Annotated in this window: 13 protein-coding genes; 5 read left to right on the top strand and 8 right to left on the bottom strand. The window is 68.8% G+C overall.

All coding sequences use genetic code 11. From position 1 onward, the window contains the following. Positions 1-50: 50 nt before the first annotated feature. Both V7D28_RS07865 and V7D28_RS07860 read right to left on the bottom strand, forming a co-directional pair. The gene (locus tag V7D28_RS07865; protein WP_333586828.1) at positions 51-1,535 is read right to left on the bottom strand and encodes a hypothetical protein; all 1,485 of its coding nucleotides are present in this window, start codon (positions 1,533-1,535) and stop codon (positions 51-53) included. Positions 1,536-1,840: 305 nt separating this feature from the next. Then, on the bottom strand, positions 1,841-2,668 hold the full coding sequence (locus V7D28_RS07860; protein WP_333586827.1) for a potassium channel family protein: 828 nt from the start codon (positions 2,666-2,668) through the stop codon (positions 1,841-1,843). 179 nt (positions 2,669-2,847) lie between these two features. On the opposite strand from V7D28_RS07860, the gene V7D28_RS07855 reads away from it, so the two are divergent. Together V7D28_RS07855 and otsA are read left to right on the top strand one after the other, a co-directional pair. Continuing rightward, complete coding sequence (locus V7D28_RS07855) at positions 2,848-4,068, top strand: mechanosensitive ion channel family protein (RefSeq protein WP_333586826.1); 1,221 nt, start codon at positions 2,848-2,850, stop codon at positions 4,066-4,068. After that, entirely contained in the window at positions 4,068-5,459 is a 1,392-nt protein-coding gene (gene otsA, locus V7D28_RS07850) for an alpha,alpha-trehalose-phosphate synthase (UDP-forming) (protein ID WP_333586825.1), read from the top strand. Before V7D28_RS07855 ends, otsA begins: the two co-directional genes overlap by 1 nt. Position 5,460: 1 nt before the next feature. Here otsA and V7D28_RS07845 read toward each other — a convergent pair whose 3' ends face one another. The 3 genes from V7D28_RS07845 to V7D28_RS07835 form a co-directional block, all read right to left on the bottom strand. Then, positions 5,461-6,711, bottom strand: a complete 1,251-nt coding sequence (locus tag V7D28_RS07845; protein ID WP_333586824.1) for an SLC13 family permease — start codon at positions 6,709-6,711, stop codon at positions 5,461-5,463. Between the two features lie 103 nt (positions 6,712-6,814). Then, positions 6,815-7,309, bottom strand: a complete 495-nt coding sequence (locus tag V7D28_RS07840) for a RidA family protein (protein WP_333586823.1) — start codon at positions 7,307-7,309, stop codon at positions 6,815-6,817. A 53-nt stretch (positions 7,310-7,362) separates the two neighbouring features. After that, the gene (locus V7D28_RS07835) at positions 7,363-8,919 is read right to left on the bottom strand and encodes a flavin monoamine oxidase family protein (RefSeq protein ID WP_333586822.1); all 1,557 of its coding nucleotides are present in this window, start codon (positions 8,917-8,919) and stop codon (positions 7,363-7,365) included. 306 nt (positions 8,920-9,225) lie between these two features. Here V7D28_RS07835 and V7D28_RS07830 point away from each other — a divergent pair, with 306 nt between their 5' ends. Next, positions 9,226-9,882, top strand: a complete 657-nt coding sequence (locus V7D28_RS07830) for a 2-hydroxychromene-2-carboxylate isomerase (RefSeq protein WP_333586821.1) — start codon at positions 9,226-9,228, stop codon at positions 9,880-9,882. A 4-nt stretch (positions 9,883-9,886) separates the two neighbouring features. Here V7D28_RS07830 and putA read toward each other — a convergent pair whose 3' ends face one another. Continuing rightward, entirely contained in the window at positions 9,887-12,967 is a 3,081-nt protein-coding gene (gene putA, locus V7D28_RS07825) for a bifunctional proline dehydrogenase/L-glutamate gamma-semialdehyde dehydrogenase PutA (RefSeq protein WP_333586820.1), read from the bottom strand. 110 nt (positions 12,968-13,077) lie between these two features. Between putA and V7D28_RS07820 the strand changes: the two genes are divergently transcribed. Continuing rightward, complete coding sequence (locus V7D28_RS07820) at positions 13,078-13,536, top strand: Lrp/AsnC ligand binding domain-containing protein (RefSeq protein WP_333586819.1); 459 nt, start codon at positions 13,078-13,080, stop codon at positions 13,534-13,536. 13 nt (positions 13,537-13,549) lie between these two features. On the opposite strand, the gene V7D28_RS07815 is transcribed toward V7D28_RS07820, so the two are convergent. Further along, on the bottom strand, positions 13,550-14,023 hold the full coding sequence (locus V7D28_RS07815; RefSeq protein ID WP_333586818.1) for a hypothetical protein: 474 nt from the start codon (positions 14,021-14,023) through the stop codon (positions 13,550-13,552). Beyond that, complete coding sequence (locus V7D28_RS07810) at positions 14,020-14,619, bottom strand: response regulator (protein WP_333586817.1); 600 nt, start codon at positions 14,617-14,619, stop codon at positions 14,020-14,022. The genes V7D28_RS07815 and V7D28_RS07810 overlap by 4 nt, the downstream gene beginning before the upstream one ends. Before the next feature lie 366 nt (positions 14,620-14,985). Between V7D28_RS07810 and V7D28_RS07805 the strand changes: the two genes are divergently transcribed. After that, positions 14,986-16,832: methyl-accepting chemotaxis protein (locus V7D28_RS07805; RefSeq protein WP_333586816.1), on the top strand; the 1,847-nt coding region annotated here is incomplete at its 3' end.

The raw sequence follows: 16,832 nt of genomic DNA, 5'->3' as shown, positions 1-16,832 counted from the left end.
CCTAGTAATGCGTATGGCGCGGGGGGAGCAGTCCCGCCGCGCCCGCTTGATCAGCAGCTCGAGCCGCTGGTCAGACCGCAGGTCCAGCCCTGCCACCAGGTGTCGGCGGCGTTGCGAACGGCGCCGATATAGTTGGTGGTGTCGAAGAAGGAGTAGATCGTCTTCGGATCGGTGGCCGGGTGAGCGCTCTCATTGGCGCCGTTCACGAAGCCGCCGGTCAGGGTCGAGGTGAAGTTGGAATTGTTGTTCACCCCGGCGTTGAACAGGGCCTGGGTCGCCGCGCCATCCACGTCGCTGTCGTTGCGGAAGGCGATGGCGCAGGAGAAGACCACCGAGTCCCAGCGCGGCGCGGCGGCCACGGTGGAGGCGGTGTCCACGTCCAGACAGGCCGTGGCCGGGTTGGTGGACACGTGGATGCCGTTGATGAAGCGGCCACCGGTGCCGGTGTTCAGGATCTGAACATCGCCCGCGCCGGTTCGCGTGGAGCCGATCACGGTGTAGTTGGCGATCTTCGGGATGGAGTTGAGCGACGCCTGGACGCCCACCGAGCTCATTTCGAAGACGCGGTCGCCGCCATTCGCGCGCTGGCGAACGATCAAGTACTGGATGCCGCCGCGCCAGCCCTCATCGGTGTCCACGCTGTCATCGTCGGCGCCGGTGATGACCACGTACTTGGCGTTGACGGTGCCGCCGAAGAACTCGATGCCGTCGTCCGAGCTGTTATGGACCTGAATGTATTCAACGGTCGTGCCGGAACCGACGCCGTTGAAGGTGATGCCGTTCAGCTCGCGGTTCGGCTGAATCTCGAACCCGGGATAGCGGACCTGCACATAGCGCAGACGGCCGGAATTGTCGGTGGGCGTGTTGCCGCCATAGAGGGCGACGCCGCCCTCGAAGGTGGCCACGCAGTTCACGTTCGGCGGGGTGGTGCCGGCCGGGCAGGAGGCGATGGGCGCGCGGCCCGAGATCACCAGGCCGCCCCACTGGCCGATGGAGTCGGCGCCGGTCGTGCCTTCGATGTTCTGGCGGCTGGTGAAGATGATCGGGTTGGTGGAGGTGCCCTCGGCGAAGATCTGCGAGCCGCGGACCACGTTGATGTAGTCGAGGCCGGCCGAGCCGAAGATGCGCACGCCCGGCTCGATGGTCAGCACGCCCGCCTGGGCGCCGGCGATCGGGTTGGCCGGGTCGGCGCCGCGGTCCTGGCCCACATCGGTGCGGCCGCTGACCGAGTAGATGGTGCCGGCGCGGGCCGGGACCACCAGATTGCCGGTGATCAGCGAGGGCAACTGGCAGTTGCGCAGGGTGCCGTTGAGGATCACGCCGACATTGGTGAAGCCCGTCGGGCAGTCGGCCGCGGCCGTACCGGTGCCGGGGTTGGTCGGATTGGTCGGGGTGGTCGGCGTCGTCGGATTGCTCGGCGGGAAGGCGCCCTCGCCGGGCGAGGCGACATTGTCCGCGCCGCCGCCGCAGGCGGCCAGGGCCATGGCGCTGATCGAGACGATCAGCAGGTTCTTGAGGGTGGAAGTGCCGGTCATTTTGCTCTCCGCCGTGGCGTGAAATTGCGCAGGCGCCGGCCGATCCCCGTCTCCCCGAGACCTGAACGCCCGCTAGCCCGGGAGCCCTTCTAGGTAAGCTCAATGACAGGTCAGGAACGGTTATGTGACAGTTCGATGCAGGCGGCGCCCTGCGGCTTCCGCGCCACGCCGACAGCGATCAGCCTGTTTTCAATCGGCTTTCTGATCCGCCCGAGAGCCGCGTTCGCCGAAAACGCCGCCCGGAACCGCCGCAGGCTGTCGATAAGAGGGCGCGCCAAACGTGAACTTGTCGACGCGCGGGCGGCTCAGGATTCTTCGTTGGGAATGTTCAGCAAGGCGCCGCAGGCCTTGCAGTGCACCGCGTCGGGCTCATGCCGGGCCAGGCCGCACACCTGGCACGAAAACCGGACCTTGTAGGGCCGGAACAGGGCCTGGGCGAACCGCACGAACAGGGTGATGCCCGAGATCATGATGACGATGGAGACCAGGCGCCCGCCCATGCCGGGCAGGATGATGTCGCCATACCCCGTCGTGGTCAGCGAGGTGACGGTGAAATAGAGGGCGTCCACATAGCCGCTGACGCCCCCCTCCTCGCCCACATAGATGGTGTAGACGAAGCCTGTGGCCACGAAGACGAAGGTGATCAGGGTGGCGGCCGCCCGGATCACGTCCTCCCAGCGGGTGTCGTCGAACCTCTGACCGATCGTCTCCCAAAAGAAGTCCGAGTGGAACAGGGTCCAGATGCGCAGCACGCGCAGGAAGGCCAGGTTGAAGAGGACGGTGGGAAACAACAGGGTCAGCAGGACGAACAGGTCCACCAGCACGATGGGGCGTCGGATCCAGGATTTCAGGCTGCGCCAGGCCAGGGCGCGCGCCGCCAGGTCCGTGGCCAGGATGGCCGCCACCGCCAGGTCCAGAGGCAGGAAGGCGCGGGTGTCGCGCAGGAAGGGCGCGGCGATGAAGAAGGCGATCAGCACCAGATCGACGCCGATCACCGCCAGACGGAAGCGCACCGCCGCCGGCGAGTCCCCATGATAGAGGGCCCGGAGCTTGGCGCGGAAACGCCAGAAGGCCTTCAGCCGCGCCGAGGGCTTGCCGTCATCGGCCGGGTGCCGGGAGGATTGGGAGGTCACAGGCGTCCGTCATCCATGCCGTTGGCCTTCATCTTGCCGCGTGGCCTGCTCGCTGTCCCGCCGCCACCCAGATGGTCTAGCCGTCTCTGACATCGGTTTGAACCCATCCCCCCGCCTGCGGCGTTCCTGCCTTGTGAAGCTCAAAGGTCGCCGGATGGCGCAACTTGGAGGGACGGGGCTTGGAAGTCACCACGGCAAGCGAACAGATCATCACCGGGTTCCGGGAAAGCTGGCGCGCCCTGCTTGAGCTGAGCCCCGCCGCTCTGGGGCTGAACATCGGCCTGTCGCTTGGCCTTGCGGCGACAGCCGGCGTCCTGGCTATGATTGTCCGCCGTCTCCTGCACAAGGGCGCCCAGGCCGCCCCCGGACCGGACGACGTCGAAAAGTCCCTGCGCACGCGGCGGGTGGTCAATCTGGCCTGGTCGGTATTCCTCACCGGCCTCATCCTGGCCTTCCTGGTTCTGCTGGCCCGCATCTGGGGTTTCGACCTGATCGGATGGCTGTCCGTGGGCGTGGGGCAGGACCTGGTCCAGGGGACGGTGCGGATCGCCGTCCTGGCCGTGATCACCTTCGCAGCCATGGAACTGACGGGCCTGGTGATCAACCGCACCCTGAACAGGCTGTCGCACAAGGAGGGCGGGGGCGCCCGGCGGACCGCCCAGTTGAACACCATCGGCCCCCTGCTCCATGGGATCGCCCGCGGGGTGATCATACTGATCGGCGCCTTGATGATCTTCGCCGAGGTCGGCGTGCAGATCGGACCGATCCTGGCCGGCGCGGGCGTCGTGGGCCTGGCCATCGGGTTCGGCGCTCAGACCCTGGTGAAGGACTTCCTCACCGGCATCTTCCTGGTGGCGGAGGACATCGTCGCCGTGGGCGACGTGGTGGAGATTTCCGGTTCGAGCGGGGTGGTGGAGCAGATGACCATCCGCACCATCCGCCTGCGCGCCCTGGACGGCACATTGCATGTGATGCCGTACGGCGAGGCCCAGATCATCCACAACATGACGAAAACCTTCTCCTACCATGTGGCGGAACTGGGCGTTTCCTACGAATCCGACATCGATCGGGCCTTCGAGGTCATGGCGGAGGTGGTGGAAGAGATGCGGGCGGACCCAGCGTTCGCGGCGCGAATCCTTGAGCCTCTGGAGATCATGGACGTGGTGTCGCTGGGCGATTCCAGCGTTGTGCTCCGTGGACGGATTAAAACGCCGCCAGGCGCCCAGTGGGGCGTCGGCCGGGCCTTCAACCGTCGGATCAAGTCGGCCTGGGAGGCGGCCGGCGTGCAGATCCCCTATCCGCACCTGCATCTCGTGGCCCCGGAGTTCAAGCCTGACGGCGGCAAGGGGGCGGCGTCGGCCATCAGCGCCATGGAAGCGCCTGCGCCGGGAGCCGCCTGATGGGCCGGCTGATCGTCGTCTCCAACCGGGTAAGCCCGCCCCGCGACGCCGGCGGCGGTTCGCAAGGCGGACTGGCCATGGCCCTTGCCGCGGCCCTGCGCGAGCATTCGGGCGTCTGGTTCGGATGGAGCGGCCGCACCACCGAGGCCTATACCGGCCAGGTGGGGGTGCAGCGGGTGGGCGGCGTCACTGTGGCCACCCTGGACCTCGAGGACCAGGATGTTCAGGAATATTACAACGGCTACGCCAACAAGACGCTCTGGCCGCTCTTCCACCACCGCATCGATCTGACCGCCTACGAGCGGGCCTATGGCGAAGGCTATGCCCGGGTGAACGCCCGCTTCGCCGAGACGGTGCTGCCTCTGATCGAGCCCGGGGACTTCGTCTGGGTTCACGACTACCACCTCATCCCCCTGGCTCAGGAGTTGAGGCGCCGCGGCGTGACCAACCGGATCGGCTTCTTCCTGCACATTCCCTGGCCGGCGCGGCATATGCTGACCACCCTGCCGAGGCATGCCCAGCTGGTGGAGGCCCTGTTCGACTACGACCTGGCAGGCTTCCAGTCCGAGGACTCGCTAGAGGCCTTCTGCGATTATGTGCGGCATGAGACGCCGGACGGCCGGGTGGACGGCGGGCGACTGAGCGCCTTTGGTCGCAACCTGGATGTGGGCGCCTTTCCCATCGGCATGGACGTGGCGGAGTTCACCGCGGCCCTGGAGGGCGCCACCGCCCGCGAGGAGCTGGAGCGCATGCAGGCGAGCCTGGTGGGGCGTCAGATGATTATCGGCGTCGACCGGCTGGACTACTCCAAGGGGCTGGAGGAGCGCTTCCTGGCCTATGAGCAGTTCCTCATCGACAATCCCGACCAGCAGGAGAAGGTGTTCCTGCTGCAGATCGCCACCCCCAGCCGCGAGGATGTGGAGGCCTATCAGGAGATCCGCGGCCGGCTCGACGGGGTGTCTGGCCGGATCAACGGGGCCTTCGCCACCGTGGACTGGGTCCCCATCCGTTATGTGAACCGCAGCTATCGCCGCGACCAGCTGGCGGGCATCTATCGGGCGGCCAAGGTGGGGCTGGTGACGCCCCTGCGCGATGGGATGAACCTGGTGGCCAAGGAATATGTGGCCGCCCAGGACCCGGCTGATCCGGGCGTGCTGATCCTGTCGCGCTTCGCCGGCGCGGCCGAACAGATGGGCGAGGCGCTGATCGTCAATCCCTTCAGCCGCGAGGACGTGTCCGACGCCATCGCCCGGGGCCTGGCCATGCCGCTCAACGAGCGGCGCCGACGGTGGGAAGTGCTGATGGAGGGGCTGAAGGCCACCGACGTTTCGGCCTGGCGCGACCGCTTCGTCTCCGCCCTCATGGCGCCCGAAGCCAGGCCCGCGCCCTAGCTCAGAACGGAAAGACCTTGGGGATCATCCAAACCGCCACCACCGCCGATATGGCGTTGAGCGGCAGGCCCACCCGCACGAAGTCCATGTAGCTGTAGCGACCGATCTGCTGGACGATGGCGTTGGTCTGGTAGCCCACCGGCGTGGCGAAGGAGGCGCTGGCGGCCATCATCACGGCCACCACGAAGGGCCGGGGCGCCACCCCCAGATTTTCCGCCAGGCCGATGGCCAGGGGGGTGATCAGCACGGCCACCGCGGCGTTGGACATGATCTCCGTCAGGATCGAGGTGGCGATGTAGATCACCGCCAGGGCGGCGATGGGGCCCAGGGGCTGCACCCAGGCGGCCACGGTGTTGGTGGCCGAAAAGGCCAGGCCGGTCTTGCCCAGGGCCTCGCCCACCACCAGCATGCCGCCGATCATCAGCAGCACCTGCGGCCTGAGGCCGGAATAGGCGTCTTCCGGACTCAGCACGCGGAACAGCAGCAGCGCCATGGCCCCGATGAAGGCGACCACGGCGATGGAGAGGCCGCCAGCCGCAGCCCCCAGGACGAAGGCGAAGATGGTCACCGCCGCCAGGCCCTGGGCGGGGCGAAAGGCCGGGCCGGCCTCGGTGCGGACCGTCTCGGGCGAAACCCCGTCATCGGCCGGCAGGAGACGGGGCGCCACGAAAACCAGATAGAGCGCCCCGGCCGCGGCGATGGCCAGCCCGACGCCGGTGATCTCGAACAGGCTGAACGGCGGCAGGTGCTGACGCTGGGCCATGTCGTCCACCAGGAGATTGGTGGAGGTGCCGATCAGGGTGCAGGAGCCCCCCATGATCGAGGCGTAGGACAGCGGGATGAGCAGGCGCTTGGCCGAGACGCCGATGCGTCGGGCGGAGTCCTGCATGAGCGGCGCGGCCAGGATCACGATGGGCGTGTTGTTCAGAAAGGCCGACAGGGATCCGCAGAGCGCGATAATGAGGGGCGCCGAGGCCGCCCCCATGCGGTCGGTCATGCGCGCCGCAGAGCGGATGACCACCCCCATCACCCCGGTCACGTCCAGGGCGCGGGCCAGGATGAACAGGGAGGCCAGGGCCACGATGGCGGGACTGGCCAGGCCCCGTCCGAGATCCTCAAGAGTGACGACCCCCAGGCCGGCCAGGGCCGCGGCGGCCGCCATGGCCGCCACATCGGCCCGGATCCGGTCGCTGAGCAGGGCCACCACGACCGCGGCCAGGACAGCAAGGGTTACGAGCTGTTCGAACGTCAAGCCGCACCATCCCCGCCCAGGCGTAAGCGCCGCCGACGGCGGTCCCTGCCCTCTATCCTAGAGAGGCCGGGCCTTGGGGGAAACCCACGGCCCGGCGGCGCACTCACCGGGGGGTGACGGCGGCCTGGACCTCGATTTCGACCATCATGCCCGGCGCCACGAGGCCGGCCACCTGGGAGGTGATGCGGGCGGGCTTGTTGGGCTGGGCCTCGTTGGCGAAGTACTGCCGATAGCCCTCCATCATGCCGGCGAAATCCATCTGGCCGTCCAGGGCGGGATCGCCCACCAGCAGAACCCGCATCATGACCACATCGGCCAGGCTGGCGCCGCGGGCTTCCAGAATGGCCTTGATCCGCTCGATGACGCCGATGGTCTGAGTCTTGGTGTCGCCGAACTCCCGGGGCGCGCCGGCCGGGGCGTCGGGGTTCAGAACCGGCGGGGTGATGCCGCTGATATAGATCATGTCGTAACCGGCCGGCACCACCACGGCGCTGGCGATGGGCGAGGTGGCGGCCCCAATGCGTTCGATCTCCGCGGCGGCGGGACCCGCGGCCAGGAGCAGCAGGGCGGGAATAAGGGCGCTGGCGAAGGGCCGCATGGACGTCTCCTTGAACTTGTTTGAGCGATCTTGCCCCGGGGCGGACGGCGAAGCTAGGCGGCCGGACGGACCAGGTCCTGGGCCCGCACCTGGGCGGCCAGGGCGGCGATGGTGCGGTGGGCCGAGAGCACGGCGCCTTCCTGCCAGCCGGGCGTCTGGCTGAGATGGGCGCCGGCGAAATGGATCGGCCCATGGGGCTGGTTCAGCAGGCGATAGGCCGGACTGTCCATATGGCCCTCCTGCCCCGCCTGGCCGTACCAGTCGGGCCACGGGCCCATGCTGAAGGGCACCTTGCTCCAGTTGACCACCACCGGGGCGGCGAGGTTCGCCTCCTGGCCCGGATGGACGCGGCCCACAGCCGCGCGGGCTGCGGCGATCTGTTCGGACAGCGGCCGGGCCGCGAAGGCCTTGGCGGCGGGGCCTGAGCCATAGCAGGCCAGCAGCATGCCGCGCTCGCTGTGGAGATCGTTGGACGGATACCAGATGAGGGAGGTGTCGCCCCCTACCCAGGATATGCCGCCATAGATCTGCTCCTTCTCCCAGAAGCGGGGCGCATCGAAGCCGATCTTGTTGGAGAAGGCGTTGGGGACGCTGGCCACGGCCGCCGCCACCGGGGCTTCGAAATTGGCCGGGATCTTGGCCAGCAGGGCGAGCGGTATGGTGATGACCGCGAAATCGGCCTCCGTCAGGCGCGATGCGCCGCCCGCGTCGCGCCAGGCGACCGCCACCCCCTCGGCCTTGCGGGTGATGCCGGTGACCTCGGCGTTCAGCATGACGGGGCTGCGGAGGGCGCGCTCGAAGCCGGCCACGATCCGGTCCATGCCGCCCACCGGCTGGAACATGGTGGCCTGCATGTTGATATTGTCTTCGAACAGGGTCGCCCGAAGCTGAGGATTGGCCAGCAGGTCCTTAAGGGGCACAGGTTTGCGCGCCCGGGCGAACTGGTCGGCGGCGCCCGGGACCTGTTCGAAGCCCGAACGTTCGGTGCCGAGGAAACTGTAGTCGTCGGTGAGATCGCCATAGGCCTTGAGGAAGGGCAGCAGCTTTTCCCGGTCCTCCAGCGTCAGGTCGGCGTCCAGGGCGCCGCGATTGACCGCCTTGGCCAGCAGTTCGGCGATGTGGCCGCGGGTGTCGTTGATGCCCTGGCGCATCTGCAGCGGCCGGCCGCCTTCGGACCACAGATAGGCGCTGCGGCTCACATTGATCTCGACCTCCAGCGGCACGCCCAGGCGGCGGCAATAGCCGAGAAGCCCCTCGTGATGGCTGGGAATGCGGGCCGGGCCGGCGTTCAGATAGAGCCCCTCGCCGAAGCCCACCGTCTGGGTGGCCTCGCCCTCCATCTCCACCTTGTCGCCGCCGCGCAGGGTCCAGTTGCGGCCGCCGAGCCGGGAGCGGCCCTCCAGCAGGGTGACAGCGAAGCCGGCCCGCTCCAGTTCATAGGCGACCACCAGCCCGGCGATCCCGCCGCCGAGGATGACGACGCTGCGCCCACGGCCCAGGTCCCCGGGCAGGGCGGGCGGCGTCCCGCTGGCCGCGGCCATGGCCTCAACCCCCAGCACGCCCATGGCGGCATAGGCGACGCCGGCGCCCCCGAGGGCGCCCAACCGCATCAACAGGCTCCGCCGGCTCAGTCCCATGTCTCTCCCCCGCCCTGGTTCGCCTTGACTGTGGGCTGAAGGCCCGCAGGCGCAGAAGCCCCGAGGCGCTGGCACGCGGCGGGAGAAGCGCATGGACGGTTTGGGCGGCGCCGAAGCGCGGGCGTCGCCTGAAAAATCCGCAGTCGACCGGGGCGCGGAGCCCCTATAAATTGGCGCTCAGCGCGCCAATATAAGCCGCCTCGCTTTAAGCCGCCTCACCGGGGGTGGACGAAAAGACAGGGCGGGCGCGGGCCCGCCACACCCTTGGGGAGAAACGCCATGACCCTCGCCTTCGACCTCTTCTGGTCGTTCCGCAGCCCCTATTCCTATCTGGCGACACCGCGCCTCATCGAGATCTCGCAGCGTTACGACGTGGATGTGCGGCTGCGTCCGGTCTATCCCCTGGCGGTGCGGGTGGACGGCTTCTTCAAGCGGCAGAACCCCAAGTGGCCCATGTACACCGTCCGCGACTGCTTCCGGACCGCCCAGATGCTGGGCATGGGCTTCGGCCCACCCCGGCCCGATCCCATCGTCATGAACATGGCCACCGGCGAGGTGCCCGCCGACCAGCCCTATATCCGGCGGCTGACCCACCTGGGCCAGGCGGCCGTGGACGCCGGACGGGGCCTGGCCTTCATCGGCGAGGTGGCGCCCCTGATCTGGAGCGGCGAGGTGGACGGCTGGAACACCGGCGATCATCTGGCCCGGGCCACCGAGCGCGCCGGGCTCGATCTGGCCGTCCTGGAGCGCACCGCGCAGTACGAGGCCGACCGGATTGAGGCGGTGATCCAGGAGAGCCACAAGGCCCTGGACGACAGCGGCCACTGGGGCGTGCCGACCATGGTCTTCCAGGGCGAGCCCTTCTTCGGTCAGGACCGCATCGAAACCCTGCTCTGGCGCATGGGCCAGCACGGGCTGACAGAACGCTCGGCCTGAGGCCTCAGAGGTTGAGCAACTGCGGATCGCCGCCCTGGGCGGCGATGTTGACGCTGAGGGCGCGCTCGACGCCGTAGCGCAACAGGGCGTGCGGCCCGCCCGCCTTGGGACCGGTGCCCGACAGCCCTTCGCCCCCGAAGGGCTGCACGCCCACCACGGCGCCGATCATGCTGCGGTTCACATAGGCGTTGCCCGCGGGAACGAGCTCGCGCACCCGGCGGGCGAAGCCCTCGATCCGCGAGTGGACGCCCAGGGTCAGCCCGTAGCCCAGGCCGGCGAGTTCTCGGGCGAAGGGTTCCAGGTCGTGCGGCCCATAGCGGACCACATGCAGGATGGGTCCGAAGACTTCGCCGGTCAGGTCGCTGGGCCGCTCGATCTGGGCCAGGACCGGCCCGAAGAAGGTCCCCTCCCCCGGCGCCGCCAGCTGGTGCAGCACGCGGTCCCTGGCGCGCAAGCCCTCCAGATGAGTCTCCAGGGCGGAGTGCGCCTCGGCGTCGATGACCGGCCCGACATCGGTGGCGGCATCGGCCGGGTCCCCCAGGCGCAGGGCGTCCATGGCGCCGATCAGCCCCTCGATCAGGCCGTCGGCCGTTTCCTCCGGCAGGAACAGCAGGCGCAGGGCCGAACAGCGCTGGCCCGCCGAGCCGAAGGCCGAGGCGATGACGTCGTCGATCACCTGCTCGCGCAGGGCCGTGGTGTCGACGAACATGCCGTTGAGCCCGCCCGTCTCGGCGATGAAGGGGGCGATGGGGCCTTGCCGCCCGGCCAGGGTCCGGTTGATCGCCCAGGCGGTTTCGGTCCCCCCCGTGAAGGCCACGCCGGCGCAGCGCAGGTCGGCCACCAGGGCGGCGCCCACCGTCTCGCCCCGCCCGGGCAGCAGGGCCAGCAGGTCCGGCGGCAGTCCGGCCTTGTGGAACAGCCGAACCGCTTCGGCCGCGATCAGGGGGGTTTGTTCGGCGGGCTTGGCCAGGACCGCGTTGCCCGCCGCCAGGGCCGCGCAGACCTGACCGGTGAAGATGGCCAGGGGGAAGTTCCAGGGGCTGATGCAGACAAAGACACCGCGCCCGCGCCACTCCAGGCTGTTGGTCTCGCCCGCAGGGCCGGGCAGGGATTGCGGCCCGCCAAACTGGCGTTCGGCCAGGCTGGCGTAGTAGCGGCAGAAATCCACCGCCTCACGCACCTCGGCCACGCCGTCGGCCAGGGTCTTGCCCGCTTCGCGGACGCACAGGGCGATCAGCCGGTCCTGGTGGGCCTCCAGGGCGTCGCCCATGGCGCGCAGGACACGGGCCCGAGCCTGGCCGCCTTCCCGGTCCCAAGCCGGCTGGGCGGCCCGAGCCAGACTGAAGGCGGCCTCGATATCGGCGCTCGACGCCTCGGCCGCCTGCCCCGCCACGGCGCCGGGCGCCTGCGGGGAATAGCGGGGCGACAGGCCGCCGCCCGCGCGCAGCACGCCGCCCACCAGGGGTCCGGCGGTGACGGGCTCCAGGGCGCGGACGGCGGCGGTCAGCCGGTCCCGTTCCGCAGCGACGGTGAGATCGACGCCCCGGGCGTTGTGACGGTCCTGGCCATAGATCTCCGGCGGCGGCGGGATTTTCGGATGGCGGCCGGGGCCTGCGGCGCGCACCTGGGCGATGGGATCGCCCACCACCTGGTCCACAGGGACGCGCTCATCGAGCAGGGCGTGGACGAAGGAGGTGTTGGCGCCGTTTTCCAGCAGGCGGCGCACCAGATAGGGCAGCAGATCCTCGTGCCCCCCGACCGGGGCATAGGCTCGCAGGCGCAGAGGCGCCTCGGCCTCGGCGGCGCCATAGAGGGCTTCGCCCATGCCGTGCAGCCGCTGGAATTCCACCGCGACGCCCGCCTCCCTCGCCATCTGACGCACGGCGGCCAGGGAATGGGCGTTGTGAGTGGCGAACTGGCCATAAAGCCTGGGCGAGGCAGCCAGTATGTCCTTTGCGCAGACCAGATAGGACAGGTCCGTGGCGGCCTTGGTGGTGAAGACCGGATAGTCGGGGCGGCCGGCCACCTGGGCGCGCTTGATCTCAGTGTCCCAGTATGCGCCCTTGACCAGGCGCACCATCAGCCGCCGGCCTGAACGGGCCGAAAGATCGCTGAGCGCCGCGATCACCTGAGGCGCGCGCTTCTGATAGGCCTGGACGGCGAGGCCCAGCCCCCGCCAGGCGCCAAGGCTCGGCTCATGCGCCAGCCGGTCGAGCAGCTGCAGGGACAGGACCAGCCGGTCGGCCTCCTCGGCGTCCAGGGTCAGGTTGAGGTCATGATCGGCCGCCAGCCGGGCCAGCCGCAGCAGCCGGGGATAGAGTTCGTCCTGGACCCGCTGGACCTGGGTCGCCTCATAGCGCGGACAAAGCGCCGAAAGCTTCACCGAGACCCCGTGACCGGCCTCCGGCCCCTCGCCTGCGCCGGCCCGCCCCACGGCGGCGATGGCGTTGGCGTAGGCGTCTTCATATCGCGCGGCGTCGGCGAAGGTGCGCGCGCCTTCGCCCAGCATGTCGAAGGAGCAGAGCCAGGATTCCTCGCGCGCCCGGCGCAAGGCCGCCTCTATCGTCCGTCCAAGGACGAATTGCTCGCCCATGATGCGGACGGCCTGGGCGACGGCGGCGCGGATCACCGGCTCGCCCAGGCGACCAGCTAGGCGGCCAAGGAAGCCCCGGGGGTCGCGCTTCGCTTCCGCGTCCGGCTCCACGAGGCGGCCGGTGAGCATCAGGCCCCAGGTGGACGCATTGACAAACAGGCTGTCGGACGCCCCCAGATGGGCGGCCCAGTCGGCCGAGCCGATCTTCTCGGCGATCAGGCGATCGCGGGCGGCCTCGTCGGGGGTGCGCAGCAGGGCCTCGGCCAGGCACATGAGGGCCAGCCCCTCGCGGGTGCCCAGGCTGAACTCCTGCAGGAAGCTCTCCACCACGCCGCCCCGGCGGGCGCCGGCGCGCGCCTGACGCACCAGAGCCTCGGCGTCACGCCGGACGGACGCCTGCCCGGGGCCGTCCAGGGGGGCGCGCCGCAGGAGATCGGCGACCACCTTGGCCTCGTCCTCATGCTTGAGAGCGTCGATCCGGTTCCAGTCCATGCGAGGAACTCCCTTGCCTTGCCCCCCTGTGATAACCCAGGTCGAACCGAAGATGTTTTGGCAATTTTCCGCTATGGCAGGACAATCGTCGAAATTGGGGGCCTCCTTCCGTGACTCTTGACGAGTTTGATCTGAACATCCTGCGTCACCTTCAGGCCGATGGGCGGATGACCAACCAGGCGCTGGCCGCGCGCTGCCACCTGTCGGCCGCCGCCTGCCACGAACGCGTGCGCCGATTGAGGGAACGGGGCGTCATTCAGGGCTACGCCGCCCTCATCGATCCCCGCGCCATCGCCCGAGGGCTGTTGATTTTCGTCGAGGTTCAGCTGGACCGGACCACGGGGGACCTGTTCGCCGCCTTCGACGAGGCCGCGCGCAGGACCCCGGAGATCCTGGAGTGCCACATGGTGGCCGGCGGTTTCGACTATCTGATCAAGGCGCGACTGGCCGACATGGACGCCTATCGCAGCTTCCTGGGCGAGGTCCTGGTGCAGATGCCGGGCGTCCGCGAGACCCGCACCTACGCTGTGCTGGAAGAGGTCAAGAATACGGTGCGCCTGCCGGTCTAGCCGCCCGGACCGTTCAGCTGGCGGGGATGGCGTGCCGTTCGCGCACCCGCCTCAGGCCATCGAGGATGGGGCCTGCCGCCGCGGCGGCTTCCGGAGGGAGATTGCGCAACAGCCGCAGGGCCTTGATGTGCACCTCGACCCCGTCCCGGTCCCACTTGGCCGTGGTGATGAGCCGGTCAAGCAGGTCACAGAGGCTGTGGGCGGCGTTCTCCAGGGCGTCCAGCCCGCAGAGGCTGGGCAGGCCGATGAGACGAACCGCGCCCTCATAGTGCGCGCGCAGGCGCGCTTCATCAAAGGCCGCGCCACAGGCCTCGAACGCCGCCTCGCAATCGGCCAGACGCTGATCGAGTTCCGGCCAGGCGGCCTCCTGCAGGCCCTCCAGGTTGCTCTGCGCCTGCTCCACGGCGTCGCGAACGGTCATGCCGCCGGGCTTCTTCAGGAGCGCGGCCAGGGCGTATTTGGGTCGGTGGATTCGAACGCCGCTCACAGGGTCACCTTCCGCGTCGACATCAGGTTGTCCACTTCGTCCTGGCTCATGTTCGGCTCCTGAGCGACTCCGACCTCGGCCGGCAGGTCGTCGTGGCGGCGTGGCACGCCGTTGGGCGGCCCCTCATTCTTGTGACGGCGATCAGGCCCCACATAGGTCGGCGCCTCGATGAAGGGCCGGGCCTCCCGGGCGATCCAGAGGATGCGTTCCAGCATCACCACCGGGGTCAGGGGCTTCTTGACGATGTAGTGGGCGCCGCAGTCGCGCGCCTTCTGCACCATGGAGACCGGGGTGTGCGCCGCGGTGACCACCACGGGCGTGAAACAGTTGGGCTCGCCGGCGGACTTTCGCAGCCAGGACACAAACTCATAGCCCTCGCCGGCCGGCGAAAGGGCGTCGGCGATGACCAGGTCGACCTTGGCCTTCTTCACCGCGTCCTGCGCTTCTTCCACAGACTGGCAGCGCAGCAGCGACTTGGCGCCCAGGCCCGTGACGATCTGAACCAGGATATCCATCCCCATGCCGTTGCCCTCGAGCATGAGGATCGTGGCCTTATCCAGGTTGAAGCGGCCGCGGGATGTAGGTTCGAGGGCCATTCGGCGCTCCAGAGGCGAGAACAGCCCTGCCCGTCCGAATATCTGGCTGGCTCTTCCAACAGGACTGTCGCCCATTGCGGGGCGCCAGAGTTAAGAAAGCTTTCCCGCAGCCGCCTGAGCGCCCCCAGGCGAGCGGAGGTAAACTTGCGCCACTTTGTCGCATTTCCGACTGAAGGCCTGGAAAAACAAACAAAATCCAGGACCGCGCACGATCAAGCCCAATTCGGGTAACCGTTTCTTCAGCGCTCAAGACTGATGTGACCTCAGCGTTAATGGGCCAGGTGATTCAAGTCACCGGGTCGCGACGACCTCATTTGAGGTGAATTTTCGGCGCAATCGACTTTCGGTTGCGCCCCAAAGACTGGGATGGCTGACGTGTCGCTCAACGACTGGAAAATCTCGCGTAAGCTTACGGCGGGCTTCGCCCTGATGGTTCTGGTGATCATGGCGACTGGAGCCATGACCTTCGTGAGCCTGGGTCAGCTGACCTCGGCCCGCGCGAAACTCACCGATAGCAAGATGGCCCTGGACAGCGTGAGCCGGGCGGAATTCTTCCTGGCCCGCCAGGAGAACAGCTTCCGCGGCTTTCTGGTCTCGCTTGACCCCTACTATCTGGACCGGGCCGCCTCCCACCGCGCCAACTACAAGAAGGTGATGGAGGAACTCCGCCCCCTGGTGGCGCACGATCCGTCGATCAGCGCCGAAATCGATGTCGCCATCAAGGCCGCTGACGCCTGGTTCGTCCAGGTCGTGGACGGCGGCGCGCAACTGGCCATGAACCCCCTGACCTATTCCGAGGCCGCCGAGATGGTCGGCCAGTCGGGCAAAGCCGATGAGCTGATGTCGGCGGTCGAGGTTCCCATGGAGAAGATCACCGAGTTCGAAACCGCTGCCGTCGACGCCGCGAACGCCCAGCTGGCGGCCATCAACAGCCGCACCAACGTCCTGCTCGCCGCCACCATGCTCATCGCTGCTGCGATCGCCGGCATCCTGGGCTGGCTGCTGTCGAAGATGATCGCCGCGCCGATCAACGCCATGACCAACGCCATGCGCCGCCTGGCCGAAGGCGACTCTTCCGTTGAGATCCCCGCCCGTGGCCGCAAGGACGAGGTGGGCCAGATGGCCGAGGCTGTGCAGGTCTTCAAGGACGCCGCCATCGAGAAGGCCCGGCTGGAGAACCAGACCGACGAACAGCGCCGCGCCGCCGAGGCCGAGCGCGCCCGCAACGAGGCCGCCCGCGCCGAAGCCGCCGCCGAACAGGCCAAGGTGGTTCAGGGTCTGGCCTCCGGCCTGGACAACCTGGCCCGCGGCAACCTGACCTTCCGCATCACCGAGCCCTTCCCGGGCGACTATGTGAAGCTGCGTGACGACTTCAACCTGGCCATCGGTCAGCTGCAGGAAGCCATGACCGACGTGGCGGTCAATGTCCGGGCCATGCGCTCGGGCGCCGGCGAGATCAGCCAGGCCGCCGACGACCTGTCGCGCCGCACCGAACAGCAGGCCGCCAGCCTGGAAGAAACCGCCGCGGCCCTCGACGAGATCACCGCCACCGTCCGCCGCAGCGCCGACGGCGCCAAGCAGGCCTCCACCGTGGTGGCCAGCTCGCGCGGGGACGCCGAGAAGACCGGCCGTGTGGTGGGCGACGCCGTCGCCGCCATGGGCGAGATCGAAAAGTCCGCCGAGCAGATCAGCCAGATCATCGGCGTGATCGACGAGATCGCCTTCCAAACCAACCTCCTGGCCCTCAACGCGGGCGTGGAAGCCGCCCGCGCCGGCGACGCCGGCAAGGGCTTCGCCGTGGTCGCCTCCGAAGTCCGGGCTCTGGCCCAGCGCTCGGCCGACGCCGCCAAGGAGATCAAGGCCCTGATCAGCGCCTCCTCTCAGCAGGTGGCCCAGGGCGTGGGTCTGGTGGGCCAGACCGGCGAGGCGCTGCAGCGGATCGTCAGCCAGGTGGCCGAAATCGACGGCCTGGTCTCCGAGATCGCCGCCAGCGCTCAGGAGCAGGCCACCGGCCTCCATCAGGTGAACACCGCCGTCAACGAGATGGACCGCGTCACCCAGCAGAATGCGGCCATGGTGGAAGAGACCACCGCGGCCAGCCATTCCCTGGCCAGCGAGGCCGAAAGCCTCGCCCAGAGCGTCGGTCGGTTCAACATCGGCTCCAGCGGCGAACAGGCCCCGGTCCGGGCGCCCGCCGCGGCCCCGGCCCCGGC

Origin of the sequence: Phenylobacterium sp. (genome assembly GCF_036723115.1) — a bacterium.
Lineage (GTDB): Bacteria > Pseudomonadota > Alphaproteobacteria > Caulobacterales > Caulobacteraceae > Phenylobacterium.
Note: the sequence above shows the minus strand (reverse complement) of the source record. Positions and strands in the feature narration are given on the sequence as shown.